At 61.3% G+C, this 17,946-nt stretch carries 15 protein-coding genes; 7 read left to right on the top strand and 8 right to left on the bottom strand.

Going from position 1 to position 17,946, the window contains the following annotated elements; genetic code table 11:
* Positions 1 to 1,472, bottom strand: a 1,472-nt coding sequence (locus ABID26_RS36580; RefSeq protein WP_354418336.1) for a formate--tetrahydrofolate ligase, incomplete at its 3' end; no start/stop codon positions are given.
* A 44-nt stretch (positions 1,473 to 1,516) separates the two neighbouring features.
* Positions 1,517 to 2,416: a bifunctional methylenetetrahydrofolate dehydrogenase/methenyltetrahydrofolate cyclohydrolase FolD gene (folD, locus tag ABID26_RS36575; RefSeq protein ID WP_126101803.1), complete on the bottom strand. Its 900-nt coding sequence runs from the start codon at positions 2,414 to 2,416 to the stop codon at positions 1,517 to 1,519.
* On the opposite strand from folD, the gene ABID26_RS36570 reads away from it, so the two are divergent.
* The gene (locus ABID26_RS36570) at positions 2,394 to 2,651 is read left to right on the top strand and encodes a hypothetical protein (RefSeq protein WP_292341424.1); all 258 of its coding nucleotides are present in this window, start codon (positions 2,394 to 2,396) and stop codon (positions 2,649 to 2,651) included. The genes folD and ABID26_RS36570 overlap by 23 nt on opposite strands.
* A gap of 70 nt (positions 2,652 to 2,721) precedes the next feature.
* On the opposite strand, the gene ABID26_RS36565 is transcribed toward ABID26_RS36570, so the two are convergent.
* The 5 genes from ABID26_RS36565 to ABID26_RS36545 all read right to left on the bottom strand — a co-directional run bounded on the left by ABID26_RS36565 (position 2,722) and on the right by ABID26_RS36545 (position 9,954).
* Positions 2,722 to 4,431, bottom strand: coding sequence for an APC family permease (locus ABID26_RS36565; protein WP_126101802.1), 1,710 nt, complete (start codon positions 4,429 to 4,431; stop codon positions 2,722 to 2,724).
* A gap of 126 nt (positions 4,432 to 4,557) precedes the next feature.
* Positions 4,558 to 4,983 (bottom strand): group II truncated hemoglobin, encoded by a 426-nt coding sequence (locus tag ABID26_RS36560; protein WP_292303013.1) that lies wholly within the window; start codon positions 4,981 to 4,983, stop codon positions 4,558 to 4,560.
* 5 nt (positions 4,984 to 4,988) lie between these two features.
* Positions 4,989 to 7,361, bottom strand: a complete 2,373-nt coding sequence (locus ABID26_RS36555) for an aminomethyltransferase family protein (protein ID WP_292373658.1) — start codon at positions 7,359 to 7,361, stop codon at positions 4,989 to 4,991.
* A 41-nt stretch (positions 7,362 to 7,402) separates the two neighbouring features.
* The gene (locus ABID26_RS36550) at positions 7,403 to 8,470 is read right to left on the bottom strand and encodes a GlxA family transcriptional regulator (protein ID WP_292341426.1); all 1,068 of its coding nucleotides are present in this window, start codon (positions 8,468 to 8,470) and stop codon (positions 7,403 to 7,405) included.
* 140 nt (positions 8,471 to 8,610) lie between these two features.
* Positions 8,611 to 9,954: an NAD(P)-binding domain-containing protein gene (locus ABID26_RS36545; protein WP_292373660.1), complete on the bottom strand. Its 1,344-nt coding sequence runs from the start codon at positions 9,952 to 9,954 to the stop codon at positions 8,611 to 8,613.
* Positions 9,955 to 10,116: 162 nt separating this feature from the next.
* On the opposite strand from ABID26_RS36545, the gene ABID26_RS36540 reads away from it, so the two are divergent.
* Positions 10,117 to 11,412 carry an ABC transporter substrate-binding protein gene (locus ABID26_RS36540; protein WP_126101797.1) on the top strand — a complete coding sequence of 432 codons (1,296 nt, stop codon included), beginning with the start codon at positions 10,117 to 10,119 and terminating at the stop codon, positions 11,410 to 11,412.
* 7 nt (positions 11,413 to 11,419) lie between these two features.
* Here ABID26_RS36540 and ABID26_RS36535 read toward each other — a convergent pair whose 3' ends face one another.
* Complete coding sequence (locus tag ABID26_RS36535) at positions 11,420 to 12,394, bottom strand: FadR/GntR family transcriptional regulator (protein ID WP_292303014.1); 975 nt, start codon at positions 12,392 to 12,394, stop codon at positions 11,420 to 11,422.
* 52 nt (positions 12,395 to 12,446) lie between these two features.
* On the opposite strand from ABID26_RS36535, the gene ABID26_RS36530 reads away from it, so the two are divergent.
* From ABID26_RS36530 to ABID26_RS36510, 5 genes are all read left to right on the top strand, one after another.
* Positions 12,447 to 13,580, top strand: a complete 1,134-nt coding sequence (locus tag ABID26_RS36530) for an aminomethyltransferase family protein (protein WP_128165786.1) — start codon at positions 12,447 to 12,449, stop codon at positions 13,578 to 13,580.
* 71 nt (positions 13,581 to 13,651) lie between these two features.
* Positions 13,652 to 14,251 carry a dimethylamine monooxygenase subunit DmmA family protein gene (locus ABID26_RS36525; protein WP_128165787.1) on the top strand — a complete coding sequence of 200 codons (600 nt, stop codon included), beginning with the start codon at positions 13,652 to 13,654 and terminating at the stop codon, positions 14,249 to 14,251.
* Entirely contained in the window at positions 14,248 to 15,213 is a 966-nt protein-coding gene (locus ABID26_RS36520) for a PDR/VanB family oxidoreductase (protein WP_292373662.1), read from the top strand. Before ABID26_RS36525 ends, ABID26_RS36520 begins: the two co-directional genes overlap by 4 nt.
* A gap of 16 nt (positions 15,214 to 15,229) precedes the next feature.
* A complete protein-coding gene (locus ABID26_RS36515; RefSeq protein WP_126101793.1) occupies positions 15,230 to 16,270 on the top strand; it encodes a heme-dependent oxidative N-demethylase family protein in 1,041 nt (346 codons plus the stop codon).
* Positions 16,271 to 16,844: 574 nt separating this feature from the next.
* Positions 16,845 to 17,946 (top strand): aminotransferase class V-fold PLP-dependent enzyme (locus ABID26_RS36510; RefSeq protein ID WP_354418331.1); only part of this gene is annotated, 1,102 nt, incomplete at its 3' end.

The raw sequence follows: 17,946 nt of genomic DNA, 5'->3' as shown, positions 1-17,946 counted from the left end.
TTGGCCATGCAGACCGGCAGGTTGCCGTAGCCGGCCTGCTCCCAGGCATGCAGCTGGTCGCGGATCGACTTGTCGGCGATCGCCTCGTCGCCGCGGTAGATACGCTTGACGATGGTGTTGACCTTCTCGAACAGCGGCATCTCGTCGGGATAGAGCGGCGAGAACTGCGAGGCACCGGACTCGGCAAGCTTGACCACTCTGTGGGCCAGATCCTCGATGCCCGCGGAGCCTTGCGCCCAGTGCTTGCACAGGATCGCATCCGCCCCCATCGAGGCGACGAAATCCTTCAGTGCCCTGATCTCGGCCTCGGTGTCGGTGGTGAAGTGGTTGATCGCCACCACCACCGGCACGCCGAACTGGTGCACGTTCTCGATGTGGCGGCCGAGATTGAGGCAGCCCTTCTTGACCGCCTCGATGTTCTCCTTGCCGAGGTCTTCCTTCTTGACGCCGCCATTCATCTTCATGGCGCGCACGGTGGCGACGATGACGGCCGCCGCCGGCTTCAAGCCCGCCTTGCGGCACTTGATGTCGAAGAATTTCTCAGCGCCGAGATCGGCGCCGAAGCCGGCTTCGGTGACGACGTAGTCGGCGAGCTTCAGCGCCGTCGTGGTGGCGACGACCGAGTTGCAGCCATGCGCGATGTTGGCGAACGGGCCGCCATGCACGAAGGCCGGGTTGTTCTCCAGCGTCTGCACCAGGTTGGGCTGGATGGCATCCTTCAAGAGCACCGCCATGGCGCCGTCGGCCTTGAGGTCGCGGGCATAGACCGGCGACTTGTCGCGGCGGTAGGCGACGATGATGTCGCCGAGGCGCTTCTCGAGGTCCTTGAGATCGGTGGCGAGGCACAGGATCGCCATCACTTCCGAGGCGACGGTGATGTCGAAGCCGGCCTCGCGCGGGAAGCCGTTGGCGACGCCGCCCAGCGAGCAGATGATGTCGCGCAGCGCCCGGTCGTTCATGTCCATGACGCGGCGCCAGGCCACGCGGCGGATGTCGATGCCGAGCTCGTTGCCCCAGTAGATGTGGTTGTCGATCAGCGCCGAAAGCAAGTTATGGGCGGTGGTGATGGCGTGGAAGTCGCCGGTGAAGTGGAGGTTCATGTCGTCCATCGGCACCACCTGGGCGAGGCCGCCGCCGGCCGCACCGCCCTTCATGCCGAAATTCGGGCCGAGCGAGGCCTCGCGGATGCACACGATCGCCTTCTTGCCGATGCGGTTCAGGCCGTCGCCGAGCCCGACCGTGGTGGTCGTCTTGCCTTCGCCGGCGGGCGTCGGGTTGATCGCGGTGACGAGGATCAGTTTGCCGTCCTTGTTGCCCTTCACCGATTTGATGAACTCGGCCGAGACCTTCGCCTTGTCGTGGCCGTAAGGCAAAAGGTGCTCGTATGGGATACCGATCTTGGCGCCAATCTCCTGGATCGGTTTTTTCTTGGCAGCGCGAGCTATTTCAATGTCGGTTTTGAATTCGGCCATGGGTCTTTGCCTCGAGATCGGGTTGCGGGGAATGTATGCTGTTTCTAGAACTGTGGCCTCGGCAGGTTGCTGGCGAGGTAGGCTGAGGTCAGCGTGTTGGCCATCAGAAGCGCGATCGTCATTGGCCCGACGCCGCCGGGCACGGGCGTGATCGCGCCGGCACGGTCCGCCGCCTCAGCGTAGGCGACGTCGCCGACCAGGCGGTTCTTGCCATTGCCCTTCTCCGGCGCGGTGACGCGGTTGATGCCCACGTCGATCACAGTGGTGCCTGGCTTCACCCACTCACCCCTGATCATTTCCGGCCGGCCCACCGCCGCCACGAGGATGTCGGCGCCACGACAAAGCTCGGGCAGATTCTTCGTCCGGCTATGAGCAACGGTAACGGTGGCGTTCGCGGCAAGCAGAAGGTTGGCCATCGGCTTGCCAACGATGTTGGAGCGGCCGACGACGACTGCATTGAGACCGGAAAGATCCTTGCCATGCACGCGCTCGATCAGCAGCATCGAGCCGGCCGGTGTGCAGGGTACGAAAGCCGTCTCGAGCTCACCGGTGCCAAGCTTCCCGACATTGACAAAGTGGAAGCCGTCGACGTCTTTCTCCGGCGCAATCGCCTGGATGACCTTGCCCGCATCGATGTGATCCGGAAGCGGCAACTGCACCAGAATGCCATGGATCGTACGATCACGATTCAAGATATCGATAAGATCGATCAGGTAGGCTTCGCTGGTGTCCGCGGGTAGCGTATGTTGCAACGAATTGAAGCCGCATTCCTTCGCCGTACGCGACTTCGCAGCCACATAGACCTGGCTTGCCGGATCCTCCCCGACGATGATGACCGCAAGACCGGGCGTTACATCCTTCGAAACAGCCAGGTCGTTGCTCGCGCTGGTGACCTTTGCGATCACATCGGCGGCAACAGCCTTGCCATCGATCACTTCAGCCATCGCCTCTCTCCCTCTTGAGAATGAAATACGGCATCGCTTTGCCGTCGAACGTCGAAAATCAAGTTGCAAAACCCTGCAATTATTCGGGCTGAAAGTCAACTATAAGGAAAGAAAAATTCATATGAAGAAAAAGAAGTTTTCGCCTCGTCTGCCTCGATCAGTTGGCGGCAGCTACGCCAGGCCTTTCACGGATCAAAAAGGAAGTCACCGCCTGGCCCTTGCAGGCGGTGACTAAGCAACCGCGGTTCAACGCGGCCGGGAGGAGGGAACGTTCCCCGGTTCAAAGATGATCAGGCTCTCGCCGATCACAGTACGAAGATCCGGTCGGCGATCAGCACCACGATAAGGCCGGCCGCCAGCGTCGCGTAAGGCAGGAGTCCGGCTTTCTTGGCTCTGAGATCGGTGGATTTCATGCCGAGATCGTCCAGCATGTGATCGGGGAACTTGCCGCCGTCCTGAATGTAGTGCCGGAAGCAGAATACCGGGAGGATCAGTGCCGCGGTGATCAGGCCGGCCCACAGCGCCATCGGATTCCAGACCTTGGCGCCGGCACCCATGAAGATGGCGTTGACATAGGCGAAGATCGCCCCGATCCCCAGCAGCCAGGTCGGCGCCTTCCAGGGCCGCTCGATATGGCCGTTGTCGATGCGGTGGATCCAGCCGGCGTTGAGGTTGAGGAAGTTGAAGATGATGTAGCCGCAGTTGGACACCGCGAGGATGAAGAAGAAGCTCGTCGCGTCGGCCGAGGCGATGGCCAGCACGATAAGGTTGAAGCAAAGGTCGGTCCACATCGCCCGCGTCGGCGCGCCGTGCTCGTTGACGTGGCTCAGATAGCGCGGCAGCCAACCGTCGACGGAGCCCTGGTAGAGCGTGCGCGAGGAGCCGGCCATCGCTGTCATGATGCAGAGCACCAGCGCCAGGATCATCAGCATCACCAGCAGGCTGTGAATCAGGTTACCGCCGCCGACCATGCTGGCCAACGCATCAGCGACGCCCGAGCCATCGACGATTGGCGTCGCCAGCATGCCGTTCAAGCCCAACACGCCCTGGAAGGTGAACGGAACCAGGATGAACAGAAGCATACAGAGCAGGCCGGAATAGAAGATCGCCTTGAAGGTGTCTGTGCCGGGGTTCTTGAACTCCGACGTGTAGCAGACGGCGGTCTCGAAGCCGTAGGTCGACCAGGCGGCGATGAACATGCCGCCGAGCGCCAGCGTCCAGCCGGCGATGTTCCAGGTGCCGGGATCAGGCGCATAGGCGGCGGCCAGCGGGACCAGCGGCGAGAAGTTCGCCCAGTCGATCTGGCCGGTGAAGATCGGCACGACACCGACGATCAGCATCGGGATGATGACGAGCAGGCCGATATACTTCTGCACACTGGCGGTGCCCAGGATGCCGCGGTGCTGGATGGCGAAGATGATCAGCATCAGCACGGCGCCGATGAAGAAGGTCGCGTTCAATGAGAAGCTGACGGGCCCAAGCGTGTGGCTGAAGAGCGACCAGCTGCGGATCGCAGGCGTTGCGGCAGCCGTCACCGCCGCGATGGCGTCGGCCGCGCTCGTCCCGGCATGCGTCCCGATGTAGGCAATCACCTGCGGAGAGCTCTCGGTGAAGACCGGAACCGGCGCCAGCGCATTGAGGATGTAGGCGGCGGCGATGGAGCAGCCGAGCGACAGCACCGGCGACCAGGCGAACCAGTTGCACCACACCGACAATGGCGCGATGAACTTCGAATAACGCAGCCAGGCGGTCGCACCATAGACCGAGGCGCCGCCGGACTTGTTGGGAAACAGACCGGCGATTTCGGCGTACGTGAACGACTGCAGGAAGCCCATGATCATGGACACGGTCCAGATCAGGAAGGCCAGCTTGCCAGTCGTTCCAGCAATGCCGCCGATCGAAAACAGAACGAGGGCGGGGACGCCGCTTGCCACCCAGAAGGCGCCTCGCCAGTCAATGCTCCTATGCAACTGCCCCGCGGCTTCCACCGCGTAAGTGTCAGATAAAGCGCTCATGGCCTTTTTTCCCATTGTTAGAGGTTGAGTGTTCCTGCGATCCGGCTTCCCTTTGCCGGTTATTCTGTTTCCTACCAGGCTTGTTTTTTTCATTTCAATAAAGGCTGTTGACGATCCTCCGTATCGTCAGGCGCTTCCCACCCCCCATTCCCCTAGATCGTTGACCAGCGTCAGTGCGACACGGCGGAATGCCAGGCGCATCTTGTCTACCTGCGGGCCTGAAAGCCGCATTTCGGTGATGGCTCGATCCATGAGAGCCAGCCAGTCCTCGGCGTCGCCCGCCGAGATCGGCACATGCGCGTGCATGAGACGGACGTCCATGTGCCCGTGCTTTTCCAGATAGTGACGACGCCCGCCGAGAAAGCCGCACAGAAAGTTGAACTGTTCCTCGCGGGCATGATTGACGCCGTGTCCGCGAAAATGCAGTCGCAGCAACGCCTCTCCGCGAGGATCGGTCTCGATCAGGTCGTAGAAGCAGTCGACCAGACCGCGCAAAGCCGTTTCGCCGCCGATCTGCGCAAGAAGAGTTTCCTTGGCTGCTACTGGTTCCATATGCGTCAGGACTGTGGACGGGTTTTCTTGGGATCATAGTGCGATAGCGGGACGATCGTGGCCGGCAGCCGCTTCTGGTGCCCGTCGAGCTTGCCGATCTCGACCTGCGTGCCGACATCGGCATGGGCCACGTCGATGCGCGCCAACGCAATGTTCTTGCCGAGGATCGGCGAACGCATCGACGATGTGACCTCGCCGATCTGCGCGCGCCCAAGATGGATGCAGTCGCCATGGCCGACCGCGACGGCCCCTTCGATGTCAAGCCCGACCATCTTGCGCGATGGATGCTCCTTGCGCCGGATCAGCGCGTCGCGCCCGATGAAATCGTCGGCCTTGGACTTGAGCGGCACGGTGAAGCCGATGCCCGCCTCGAATGGGTCGGTCTGATCAGAGAAGTCATAGCCGGCGAAGATCAATCCGGCCTCGATCCGAACCATATCGAGGGCGGACAGGCCCATTGGCGTCAATCCGTGTGCCGGCCCCTCGGCCCAGATCGCGTCGAAGACCTCGCCCGCGTGCCTGGGGTGGCACCAGACCTCGTAGCCCAGCTCGCCCGTGTAGCCGGTCCGCGACAGCACGACAGGTAGGCCCTGGTCATCACCGATGCGGCCAACGGTGAAACGGAACCAGCCGAGTTCGGCGATCGACGGCTGATGCGGCGGCGTCCAGATCACCTTCTTCAGCAGCTCGCGGCTTTCCGGCCCTTGCACGGCAATGTTGTGCAGTTGGTCGGTGGAACTACGGACCAGGACGTTGAGGCCGAGCTTTTCCGCCTGTTCGCGCAGCCATATGCCCGAATACTCGTCGCCGCCGACCCATCGGAAATTGTCCTGACCGAGGCGGAACAACGTGCCGTCGTCAATCATTCCGCCATGCTCGTAGCACATGGCGGTATAAACGATCTGGCCGACCGCCAGCTTCTTCACGTCACGCGTCAGCGTGTACTGGAGCAGCGCTTCCGAATCCGGCCCCGTCACCTCGAACTTGCGCAGGGCAGAAAGGTCCATCAGCACCGACTTCTGTCGGCAAGCCCAGTACTCCTCGATCGGCCCGGCTTCTGCGTAGCGGTTGGCCAGCCAGTAGCCGCGATATTCCACGAAGTTGCGGGTCAGCTTGGACAGGCGGTCGTGAAACCCGGTTTCCTTGGTCATCTTCGGCTCCGAATCGGGAGTGGCGCGGATCGCCACGGCGCGTTGGAATTTCTCCGCCCCTGAATAGGTGCGCACATGGATGTCGGTCGGATTCCAGCCATTGGCCGCCGTCGTGTCGTCAGGGCAGGCGGAGTTGACGCATACGAGGTCGGTCAGCGCCCGCAAGAGCACGTAGTCGCCCGGCCGCGACCACGGCTCGTCGGCATACATAACGCCATGCACGTCGACCCCGGTGTTGAAGAAGAAGTTGGCCGCCATCCAGCCGCCGCGCGGACCGACGCCGTATGAGCCGAGCGCCTTGTTGAAGTTTTCCGTGCAGTTGATATGGCCGGGATAGCCGATATCGTCGTAATATTTTGCATAGCACGCCAGCGAGAAGGCGTCGTGGCGACCGCAAGTGTCCTGCACGACCTCGACCAGCGGCAGGAAGTCCTGATCGTAGTACTTCGAATGCAGGCCAGGCAGCGGATAGGCATGCCCCATCGCGCTGCGCGTGGCGGTGACGTCGAGCGCATGCTCATTTCCGCTGTCCAATTTGCGTGCCGAGAAGCATTGGAAATCGGTGCACTGGCGTCCGTCGACATCGATGATCTGAATGTAGTCCCCGGCTTTGACGAAATAGGCCTCCGCCGTCGATGAGTGCACGCGAAGCTCGAGAACCGGATCGGCAAGCGGATCTGGCAAATCCCGGGAGGTCTCACGCAAGCGAACCGTCGCGCGCCGCACGAGGACGCTCAGGGGCGTTGCAGTCTTCTGGTCGTCCGGCGCCATGTCGGTTCCCGGCGCGGCGATGACGAGCCAGCCGCCGCGCTGGACGGTCAACTCGACTTGGGTCTTCGGTGGCGTTGTCGCTTCGAAGAAGCGAATCCCGCCCGCCGCAGCGAGGTCGATACCACGGATCTCCAGCGCCGTGCGCAGCCGTTGCAGGCTGCGGTCCTGACTGACTAGCAGCGCCTTCAAACCCGCAGCATCCGAGTTCGGACCATGGCCGACCATGCCGGCGTCAATGCGGCCCGACGCGTCGGCCACGACCACCTCGCAGATTTGGCCGCCCTCATCATTCGTTACGGTGATGCTGTCGCCTGCCGCAATGTCGATCAACATCGCTCCGGCGCCGCTGACGATGTAACGCTCGGTGCCGGCCGGTAAGGTCAATCCTGCGGGACGGATGATGCGGCTCGCCTGCGGCGGTCCACCGCGGACGGGAGGGTAGATCGTGTTTAGCATCGTTTCCTCCTCGCTGAGCTGGGGCTCAGCTGCTTCGTCGGCTACGCGGTCATCGACAACCTGTGTTGGGATACATCTGTGCAGTTCAGGCCCAGCAGCGCCGGGTCCATCAGGTCGGCGTGCCCGTCCTCTCGGGCGGACAGTCGTGTCTGATGCGGAGCGCATCCGTAGGCTTCGCGATAGACTTTGGAAAAGTGCGACGGCGAGATAAAACCGCAAGCCACCGCAACTTCCACGACTGGCAAGTTGGTGCTCACAAGAAGCAGCTGCGCGCGTTCCAGACGCAGCTCCATGTAGTATCGGTTCGGTGAGCGCCCCAACTCTCTGTCGAAAAGCCTTTCGATCTGCCGGCGCGATATTCCGCTTAACGCGACAAGATCGTCGACCGGCATAGGATCGTCCAAGCTTTCCTCCATCAGGCCAATGACCTTCATCACTGCCTTGTGGTTGAGCTTGACACGAGAATGGAGGGGCAGGCGCTGTCGCTCCCCGGCTGAACGCATTCGGTACGCGATTGCTTTTTCGCAGACGCGGTTGACGACGACTGAGCCATGGTCGCGTTCCACCAAGTTCAGGAACATGTCGAAAGGTGCATCCCCACCCGAACAGGTATGCAGATCTCCATCATGTTCAAAGGCCGTCTGGGTGGACTCTATCCCCGGAAACTGCTCGCAAAATAAAGGAAGCTGCTCCCAGTGAACGGCGCACCGACGCCCGTCCGCCAATCCAGCCCGCGCGACAACGACGGTGCCACTGCCGATGCAAACGAGGGGAATACGGCGCATGCGGCATTCCCTTAGCCAGGCATCGAGCTGCCTATTTGGGCGGGGGATGCCGCTGCCGCCGCAAATCACCGCGGCTGACGTTGAGTTTGACTTTTGGGTTCTCTCGCGTTCAGCTCTCAACGTGGAGTCGATGCCGACGGTCATTCGGCAACTCGACATCACGGGTTGCCCGTCTTCAGATATGACTTGCCAGCTGTAGACGGTTTTCCCGATTGCTTCGTTGGCTAACCGCAGCACTTCGACCGCGCAAGAGAACGCCTGAAGCGAGAAGCCAGGCAAGAGGTAGAAACTGAACGACCTATGTGCGGTCTGTGTAGTCAGCATCCCGGCTCCTCCTTATTTTTGCCCTACTCAGCGTGTGCTGACCAGGGCCCGTCTCGTCATCTGCCCGGAACTGCTCCCAACGCGGCAAGGGGAAGTGAACGGTCCGCAGGGCTTCTGGAAAAGTCGCTGGGCAACGAAGCTCAGTTGCGCAGATAACTCTGCATTGTGTCGTCCAGCGCGTCTTTCCACGGCGTGTGATGCTGCGGCGCCATGGTACCGGTCATGACCGATTTGTAGCTGTTGTTGCGGAAGCCCATGATGTCCTTGGCCTTATGCTTCTTCCATTGGAAGAAAGCTTCGTCGGCACCGTCGACATCAAAGCTTGGATAGTCGGTCTCGGCGATCAGCTCCTTGATATAGCTGCCCTGGTAGCGGATCGCGTCATAGCTGTCCTCTCCCGCATCCTCGGCCGCCACCCGCTTCTCGACGTCGGCAATCAGCTCGTCCTTGGATGCAGGCAGCTTGATCCTGCCGAGGATAACGTCGCGCGCCCACCAGGCCTGCGCATCGAACATATTGAAGGTATACCACTGGTCCTGCATGCCGAGATAAAACAGCGTCGGATTGTGGACGTAGACGACACCCTTGTAGAGGTCAGCCGTGGCCAACCTGTTCGCGGTGCGCAGCCGCAATTCGTCCGACATGAACGGGAAATGGTGCTTGTAGCCGGTACACAGGATGATCGCGTTGACGGTCGCCGTCGAGCCATCCTTGAAGGTTGCGACGTTACCTTCGACCTTGGTCAGCAGGGGCACCTCTTTCCAGTTGGCCGGCCATTTGAAGCCCATGGCCTCCGTCCGGTGGCTGACCGTGACGGACTTGCAACCGTACTTCCAGCACTGGGAACCGATATCCTCGGCGGAGTAGCTGGTTCCGATGATTAGTATGTCCTGACCGACAAATTCTCGTGCATCGCGGAAGTCGTGAGCATGGAGGATACGGCCATTGAATGTCTCGAATCCGGGGAATTCCGGCACGTTCGGAGTCGAGAAATGCCCCGACGCGACGATCACGTGGTCGAACTCTTCCGAGTAGGATCGGTTATTGGGAAGATCGTGCACACGCACGGTGAACTTGCGGGTCTCAGCGCTCCAGGTCACATACCTGACAACCGTAGAAAAACGGATCCACGGGCGGACGCCAGCCTTCGTCACGCGCCCTTCGATGTAGTCAAACAACACGGCCCGGGGCGGATAGGAGGCAATCTGCTTGCCGAAGTGCTCCTCGAAGGAGTAGTCGGCGAACTCGAGGCCCTCCTTCGGGCCGTTGGACCAGAGATAGCGATACATCGAGCCATGCACCGGCTCGCCAAATTCGTCCAGGCCCGTGCGCCAGGTGTAGTTCCACAACCCTCCCCAATTCCTCTGCTTTTCGAAGCAGACGATTTCGGGAATCTCGGCACCTTTCTGCGCCGCGGACGCAAAGGCGCGCAACTGAGCCAAGCCGGACGGGCCGGCACCGATGACGGCAATCCGTTTCTTCATCATGATTCTCCCATTGGTCTGAACCGGTTTTTGTTGGATTGGTTCTTTTGGTTCAAACCAGTTATGATCGAAACGGCAAACTTGTCAACTAATATTCATGGAAGGAAAATGAATTTGCACCGGAATTGGCCTCGGTCTATGAACGGTCGGTGAGGAGCGCCCATGAACGCCGCCAGCCTAGTGCAACGACTTGCAGTGAACGCCCAGGTCAAACGGCTGGGCGTCGGCGCACAACGAGTAGTCAAAGTAGGCTTTCTCGGGCCGCTCAGCGGGCCTGTCAGCTCTTGGGGGCTGCCGGGACTGAACGGCTGCCGCATCTGGGTGGACTGGATCAATCGCACTGGCGGAATGCTCATCGGCGGGACGCGGCACAACGTCCAACTATTGGCCGAGGACTGCGGCTATGAACCCGATCGGGCAGCGGTAGGGGCTCGGCGCCTCGTGCAGGATCACGGGGTAGGGCTGCTGATGATGCACGGAGGCGACACGTTTCGTCCGGTCCAGAACTATCTCATGTCGCGCAAGATCCTGACCTCGACGCTGCTGCCGAGCGATCTTTCGCCCGACACGCCGTACCTGATCGCGCCCAGCGAGATCCACCCCCTCTACAACGTCACGGCAGTCGAATGGCTTGGACGCAACCGCCCCGACCTGCGCCGCGTTGCGATGTGCAGCCAGACGGATGCGCTGGGCCTGCCTTCGCTGGCTACCTATCGCGCCGCCTTTGCGGCCGAGGGGATCGCGTCGGTGGGCGAGATACGCTACGCGCCGGAGGCCACGAACGCCGACGAAATCCTGCGCGCAATGCTGGCCGGCAATCCCGACATTTTGTGTTGGTGCACGAGCTATGAGCCAATGGTTCACGCGCTGACCGAGGCTGCTTTCCGGTCGGGATTCCGGGGGCAGATCATTTCTTGTACTGCCGACTATTATCGGCGGCTTGTCGACCGGACATCGATCGATTTCATGGAGGGCTTTCTGTTCCAGTTCCCGGATTTCGACGATCCGGAGCTTCGCGACAAGGCCTTCTTCTTCAATCGTCCAGCCGAGTTCTTCGCGGAATACAACCGGCGTTTCCCGGACAGCTGGAGCGCGGTTTCCTGGGAATACGTTGCCACGCTCGACCTTTGGCATGCGGCGGTCGAGAAAGCTGGAACGGCAGCGCCTGTCTCCGTTCTCGCAGCGATGAAGCATGGCGGGCTCGGCGAACATGCGTTCGGGATGGCGCAATGGGCGGGCTCGGAGCTATTCGGGAATGACAATGCCCTGATCGGCGACTGGCCGGTCGTACGCATTACGAATGGCCAGGCGCGTATTGTAGCCTTTGGATCGGTCCCGGCTTGGCTGCAGAGGCACGGCGCCCGGTTGCGCGACGAAATGCGCGCGCTTGGGCTGATGTGGGATCAGCGTCATTCCAGTGCCTCCGGAGAGCTGCGCATCGCTGCCGAATTGGACTGACCGAGGCTCAGTCTTCCTGCAGAAGCAGCTTTTGTTCCTCAATCAATAGCAGCTTGGTGAATTCGACCGCACTCTCGATATCGCGGGCGATGATCGCGTTGAGCAGCGTGTTGTAGCGGCGCTGGTAGTCCTGTATTCGCCTGGGTGTCAGATGCCGCCGGTTGAGGGCGGCGCGGAAGCTCTGGCGGCGAGCCTGGAGCAACAGATCGTAGCATGACGTCAGCAGCGGATTTCCCGCGCCGCGGGCTACCTGGCGGTGGAATTCGTCCTCGAGCCGGGCGAACTCCGCCGCTTCGGTTTGAACCGCTTCCATGGCGGACAAGGTCTCGCTCAGTCCCTCAATGGCGCGCGGCGACATGTTGATGATGGCGAGCCTCATCATGTCGGGTTCGATTATTCCGCGCATCACCAGGAGGTCGAGCGGGCTTGTCTCGGCAGCAATACCGCCGGTCGCGTCATCCGGGGCTGCCTGACCCTTCACGAAGCTGCCGCTCCCTGCACGCCGGCGTATGAAGCCATGCTTCTCGAGTATGTCCAGCGCTTCGCGAACCGTGTTGCGGGCGACGCCAAGTTCACTGGCCAATGTCCGCTCCGAGGGCAGTCGCTCGTCAGTGGTGTATTGCTGAGAGCTTATTCGCGCCAGCAGCGTGTCCACCACGACACGAACCGTGGCGGTGATTGAATGGTCCGCGATTAGTGCCAAGGCAGCCTCATGTTTCGATGACATCTGCGACGTTCCTTTCGACATCCGAAAGTTCGCATCCATTTGCGATGGTTCTGGTTGGCCACGCAAGCCACGGCCGATGACCGCGCCCTTCTGGCGGTCGGGTGATTCTGATCGCCAATTCGGCGTTTCGGCGTCTGTTTCGCGCAAGTGTCTCGCTCGCCATTTCGGTTGGCCTTCGGTTCTTCCTTGCCGCGATGTCCGATCGGTCATTTTTGCTCTCAGGTAAAAAATTTTAACGGGGAGTATTGATTTCAAGAACCAGTTCTCGCAAACTGGTTCAATAATTGGTATAAAAAAGGGGAATGCAATGACCAATTCCTGGAGATTTTCCACGCTCGCCGATCGCCATCGCGCGCTAGGTTCGAAGCTTGAAGACTGGAGCGGCATGGGCACCGCCTGGCAGTATGCGGGCGACCCGGAGCGCGAATATCTGGCGATCCGCACCAAAGCCGGCCTTATGGACGTCTCCGGTTTGAAGAAAGTCCATTTGAACGGCCCCGCGGCGAGCCACATCATCGACCGCGCCACGACCCGCAACGCCGAGAAGATCATGCCCGGCCGTTCAGTATACGCGACCATGCTGAACGACGCCGGCAAGTTCATCGACGACTGCGTGATCTACCGCATGGGACCGAACAGCTGGATGGTCGTGCACGGCTCCGGCGGCGCCCACGAACAGCTTACCATGGCGGCTACCGGGCGCGACGTCGCCATCCGCTTCGATGACAATCTCCACGACCTGTCGCTGCAGGGGCCGCTCGCTGTCGACTACCTGCAAAAGCATGTGGAAGGCATCCGGAACCTGAACTACTTCAGCCATATGCACACCTCGCTTTTCGGTCTGCCGGTGACGATTTCGCGCACTGGCTACACCGGCGAGCGCGGCTACGAAATCTTCTGCCGCGGTCAGGATGCTCCTGCGATCTGGGATCGGATCCTGGAGGAGGGCGCAAGCATGGGCATCATCCCCTGCCGGTTCACGACGCTCGATCTGCTGCGGGCCGAAAGCTATCTGCTGTTTTTCCCTTACGACAATTCGGAGAAGTATCCTTTTGAGAACGAAGGTCCCGGCGACACGTTGTGGGAACTCGGGCTCGACTTCACCGTCTCGCCCGGCAAGGTGGGCTTCCGCGGGGCCGAGGAACATTATCGGCTGAAGGGCAAGGAGCGCTTCAAGATCTACGGCGTCAAGCTCGAAGGCACGACGCCGGCCGAGGAGGGCGCGCCGCTGTTCAAGGACGGCAAAAAGGTCGGCGTCGTGACGATGGGCATGTACTCCAGTCTCAACAAGCACAATATCGGCATTGCCCGCATGCCGGTGGATTGCGCGGTCGACGGAGTGAAGATGACCGTTCAGAATTCCACCGGCGAAATTCCCTGCGTCGCCCACTCGATGCCGTTCTTTGATGCGGAAAAGAAACGTCGCACCGCCAAGGGATAGGTCGCGGTGAGAGGTCGCAGACGGGATTCAAGCCCGCAAACCAACCAAAACGGAGCCGAGGGTTAAAGTCAGTGTTAGAAGGCTCGATTCTAAGCCGTCCCGTCTATGACGTGCTGGAGATACGGCCGGGCAGGCTGCATTTGATGGTCGCCGACGCTGAAGGGGCGGAAGCAATCCTCGATTTGGCTGCCTCTGCGCCCTCCGATTTCTTCGCTAGGGCCCACGTCATATACATTCCCAAAAGGGCCGGGGACAAGTTCGTTGCCAAGTTGGAGCAACTGGCCCCAGCCCAACTCTATGTCGGGCCAAGCTATGAGGCCGCGCTTCCACGGCTGAGGCGGGTGCTGGCCGGGGCGCATATGGGCCTGCAGGTCTATCTCGCGGGAACTGAAGGGCTGGTGGGACAGGCGATGTTCGAGGCCACGGAGGCCGGCATTCCGCATTCCGCCATCCAGACGGAACATCGCGGCTCGACGGCACGCCGTGTGCAGTGCGTGCATTGCAAGGGTATCACCGAAGACGTGACACACGATCCTTTCCAATGCGCCCATTGCGGGCTGCATCTGTTCGTGCGCGATCACTATTCGCGCCGCATCGCGGCCTTCCAGGGCGTGCGCGTCGATGCGGAAGATCCCGGTAACATTCCGGAATCGGTGGAGCGGTTCAGATGAGCGCAGGCGCCGCGAAAATACCCGTCAGGGTGGCTGAGGTCACGCCGGTCAACGAGCTCGTCACCCGGTTCAGGTTCGTGTGCCGTGATGGCGGCTTGATGCCTACTTTCTCGGGCGGCGCGCATACGGTCGTGGAGATGAACGACCGGGATCGCGTGCGCCGCAATCCCTACTCGATCATGAGCGATCCCGGCGACCGGGAGGGCTATTCGATCTCGATCCGCCGCGACGACAACGGAAGAGGCGGTTCGTTGTTCATGCACCGGCAGGTGAGGCCGGGGATGGAAATGGTCATCTCCAACCCGGTCAATCTCTTCGCCCTGGATTTGCGGGCGCGAAAGCACCTGTTGCTTGCCGGAGGCATCGGCATCACGCCGTTCCTGGCGCAGATCAAGCAACTAAGCGCCATGAACGGCAACTTCGAACTGCACTACTCCGTGCGGACCGCATCCCTTGGTTCCTACGCGGACGAGCTTGTGGCCAACTATCGCCCGCGCGTTCATCTTTACCACGACGACCGGGGCGAGCAGATCGACCTGCCGGCATTGCTCGACGGGCAGCCGCTCGGCACCCATGTCTATGTCTGCGGCCCCAAAGGTATGATCGCCTGGGTGCGCAAGACCGCGACGGCGCTCGGATGGCCGCGCGAGGCGGTGCATCACGAAGAATTCCTTGCACCTGCCTCAGGCAAGCCCTTCGAGGTCATGCTGGCGCGCTCGAACAAGACGATTCAGGTCGGCGAGCACCAAAGCCTGCTCGAAGCGATCGAAGCAGCCGGCGTCGAGGCGCCATATCTGTGCCGCGGCGGAGCCTGCGGTCAGTGCGAGACGGACGTCCTCGAGTATGAGGGAACGTTCCTGCACAAGGACCATTGGCTGACGCCGGCGCAATGTGCCAGCGGCACCAAGATCATGCCTTGCGTATCACGCTTCGAAGGCAAGACGCTGGTGTTGGATCGATAGCGAGGAGGACGCTGCGATGACTATCATCTTCAAGGAAGAAACCTTTCACGACGATTTCACCTTCCGCAACTCGCCGGAGGCGGTCAAGCGCTTCCCTTTCCCGTTCCCCGAGGACAGCTACATGTACTCGGTGAATCTGGAGCCGCATAAATCATACCGCCCGGGGAGCGTCTACGAGCGGACCTTCGACGTCGATGAGCACTACGTCTCGGAGATGCGCGACCGTGCCCGCGTTTTGGCCGAGGATCCGTTGCGCTGCCAGTCGCTGCCGCACATGACCTTGGCCGGATGGGACCTGCTCGAGCTGATCATGACCTCGAAGGCGGAGGAGTATCCAGAGCTTTTCGAGCTGCACCGCGACGGCGCCAAATGGCACTGGATCAACCGTCCGCTGGGGATCGAACAGAAATTCACCTTCCTCGATGAGACCACGTTGCCCTGTGGTCCGATGGAGTACATCACGCGGCAGACCCAGGGCGACTTTGCGGTGCTCGACCAGCGCGACGACAACCTGTGGATGGACGCCGGCATGGTGACGACCCAGGCCGATTGGAGCCTCGATTTCGACATCGGCATGAACTTCTTCGAGTGGCACGCCCCGGTGCCGAAGGCGCACGAGATGGGTATCTTCCAGCGCGCCCTGAAGTTCCTCCTGAACGTGCAGCAAGGCTCGCCGGCGCGGCGCCTGAACTGGACGATGACCGTCAATCCGCTGCTGGATACAAGCCCCGAAAACTATCACAAATGGGGCGTGATGAAGAAAGACCTGACGCTCGAGAACATGGGGCAAATGATGCATTTGCGCGTCGAGCTTCAGACCTTCTTCCGTCTCCCGCGCTCGAATGCCCTGGTGTTTCCGATCCGCTGCTACCTCATCAAGCTCGACGAACTGGTGACGGTGCCGAAATGGGCCAGGCGCTTCCATCGCGTCATCCGCGACCTGCCGACCGAGCTTGCGACCTACAAGGGCTTTGTCACCAATCGGCCCAAGATCGTGGAATGGCTGTCGCGATATGACGACGGCGCCCCGACGTCGCCGGGCATTTGGCCGGACTGAGCAAGCCGTGTCCGCTGGCGGCCCAAGCCACGAAAGCTGGTGAGCTCCCTGCTCCCATGAAGCCGCATGGTGTTTGCCACGCGGCTTCAAGCGCGACGCACTGAAACGGATTCAGGCGACGCGCTTCAAGTCTTTGATTTGATGCACGTCGTCTTCCCAAAACCGCTGCGCACTTTTGGGCGACATGCATTGACGAAGTCCTGCGCATTCTCTGCCACGGAGATTGAGCCCGCCACTTTGGCTGGCCGTTTCCTGCTCCAGCCCCTTTGGATGACCGCCACGTTGTCCGCCGAACCTGGCGCTGCAGTATGCAGTCGCAAGCTCGTGTCCGGCCCGCCAAAAAATGGTTTCGGTTCGCGCCGAACAGGCTTCCAGCGAAGACGGCCTGTCAGCGCCCAGGCAATGATTTCAAGGGTTCGTTTCGATTGCCTGGCGTTCATCATCCGGCCGGGTAGGCAAAAACCTATCCGGCCAACAGGTCATTTCTATCCGGGCAGGTGTTGTTGGTAGCCGGCCATCGATCGATGCTCCTTTCATGACAATCGCGGGTCAGCCGCTTATCGAGGAGGATTTCATGGCTGGGTTCACCCACCTTTTCATCCCAGGACCCACCAACATCCCGGAAGAGGTCCGGCAGGCCATGAACCTGCCGATGGAAGACATGCGCGCCGCCTCCTTCCCCAATCTCACGCTGCCGCTGTTCGAGGACATCAGACGGGTCTTCAAGAACGAGACCGGTCGTGTCTTCATCTACCCCTCGTCGGGCACCGGCGCCTGGGAAGCGGCGATGACCAACGTGCTCAGCCCCGGCGACCGGGTGCTGATGTCGCGCTTCGGCCAGTTCTCGCATCTATGGGTCGACATGGCCGAGCGCCTCGGCTTCGACGTCGACGTCATCGACTGCCAATGGGGAACCGGGGTTCCGCTGGATATTTATGCCGAGAAGCTGCATGCGGACAAGGCGCACCGCATCAAGGCGGTCTTCTGCACCCAGAACGAAACCGCGACCGGCGTCACCAGCGACGTCGCCGGCTGCCGCGCCGCGCTCGACGCCGCGAACCACCCTGCGCTGCTCTTCGTCGATGGTGTCTCGTCGATCGGCTCGATCGACTTCCGCCAGGAGGAATGGCGCGTCGACTGTGCCGTCTCCGGCTCGCAGAAGGGCTTCATGCTGCCAGCCGGCCTTGGCTTCCTGTCGGTCAGCCAGAAGGCGCTCGCCGCGTCCAGGACCGCGACGCACCGGCGCTGCTACTTCGCCTTCGAGGACATGATCCGCACCAACGACACCGGCTACTTCCCCTACACGCCGGCCACGCAGCTCCTGCGCGGCTTGCGCGCCTCGCTCGATCTCATCGCCGAGGAAGGGCTGGACAACATCTTCGCCCGCCACCATCGCCTGGCCGAAGGCGTGCGCAAGGCGGTCGATGCCTGGGGGCTGAAGCTGTGCGCCAAGCAACGCAAATGGCACTCCGACACGGTGAGCGCCATCCTGGTGCCCGAAGGCATCGACAGCGCCGACGTCGTCAAGCGCGCCCATCGGACCTATCAGACATCGCTCGGCGGCGGCCTCAACAAGGTGGCCGGCAAGGTCTTCCGCATCGGCCATCTCGGCTGGCTGAACGAGGTGATGGTCTGTGCTTCGCTGTCGGCGGCCGAAATGGCGCTGCTCGATTGCG

Origin of the sequence: Mesorhizobium shonense, assembly GCF_040545255.1 — a bacterium.
Classification (GTDB): domain Bacteria; phylum Pseudomonadota; class Alphaproteobacteria; order Rhizobiales; family Rhizobiaceae; genus Mesorhizobium; species Mesorhizobium shonense.
This window is presented reverse-complemented; position numbering and strand designations above follow the sequence as displayed.

Bases quoted from the DNA above. Each gene is read 5' to 3' on its own strand.
- ABID26_RS36520 (WP_292373662.1), top strand. From the start codon at position 14,248: ATGAGCGCAGGCGCCGCGAAAATACCCGTCAGGGTGGCTGAGGTCACG.
- ABID26_RS36545 (WP_292373660.1), bottom strand. From the start codon at position 9,954: ATGAAGAAACGGATTGCCGTCATCGGTGCCGGCCCGTCCGGCTTGGCT.
- ABID26_RS36565 (WP_126101802.1), bottom strand. From the start codon at position 4,431: ATGAGCGCTTTATCTGACACTTACGCGGTGGAAGCCGCGGGGCAGTTG.
- ABID26_RS36530 (WP_128165786.1), top strand. From the start codon at position 12,447: ATGACCAATTCCTGGAGATTTTCCACGCTCGCCGATCGCCATCGCGCG.
- ABID26_RS36560 (WP_292303013.1), bottom strand. From the start codon at position 4,983: ATGGAACCAGTAGCAGCCAAGGAAACTCTTCTTGCGCAGATCGGCGGC.
- ABID26_RS36515 (WP_126101793.1), top strand. From the start codon at position 15,230: ATGACTATCATCTTCAAGGAAGAAACCTTTCACGACGATTTCACCTTC.
- ABID26_RS36550 (WP_292341426.1), bottom strand. From the start codon at position 8,470: ATGCTGACTACACAGACCGCACATAGGTCGTTCAGTTTCTACCTCTTG.
- ABID26_RS36540 (WP_126101797.1), top strand. From the start codon at position 10,117: ATGAACGCCGCCAGCCTAGTGCAACGACTTGCAGTGAACGCCCAGGTC.
- ABID26_RS36555 (WP_292373658.1), bottom strand. From the start codon at position 7,361: ATGCTAAACACGATCTACCCTCCCGTCCGCGGTGGACCGCCGCAGGCG.
- folD (WP_126101803.1), bottom strand. From the start codon at position 2,416: ATGGCTGAAGTGATCGATGGCAAGGCTGTTGCCGCCGATGTGATCGCA.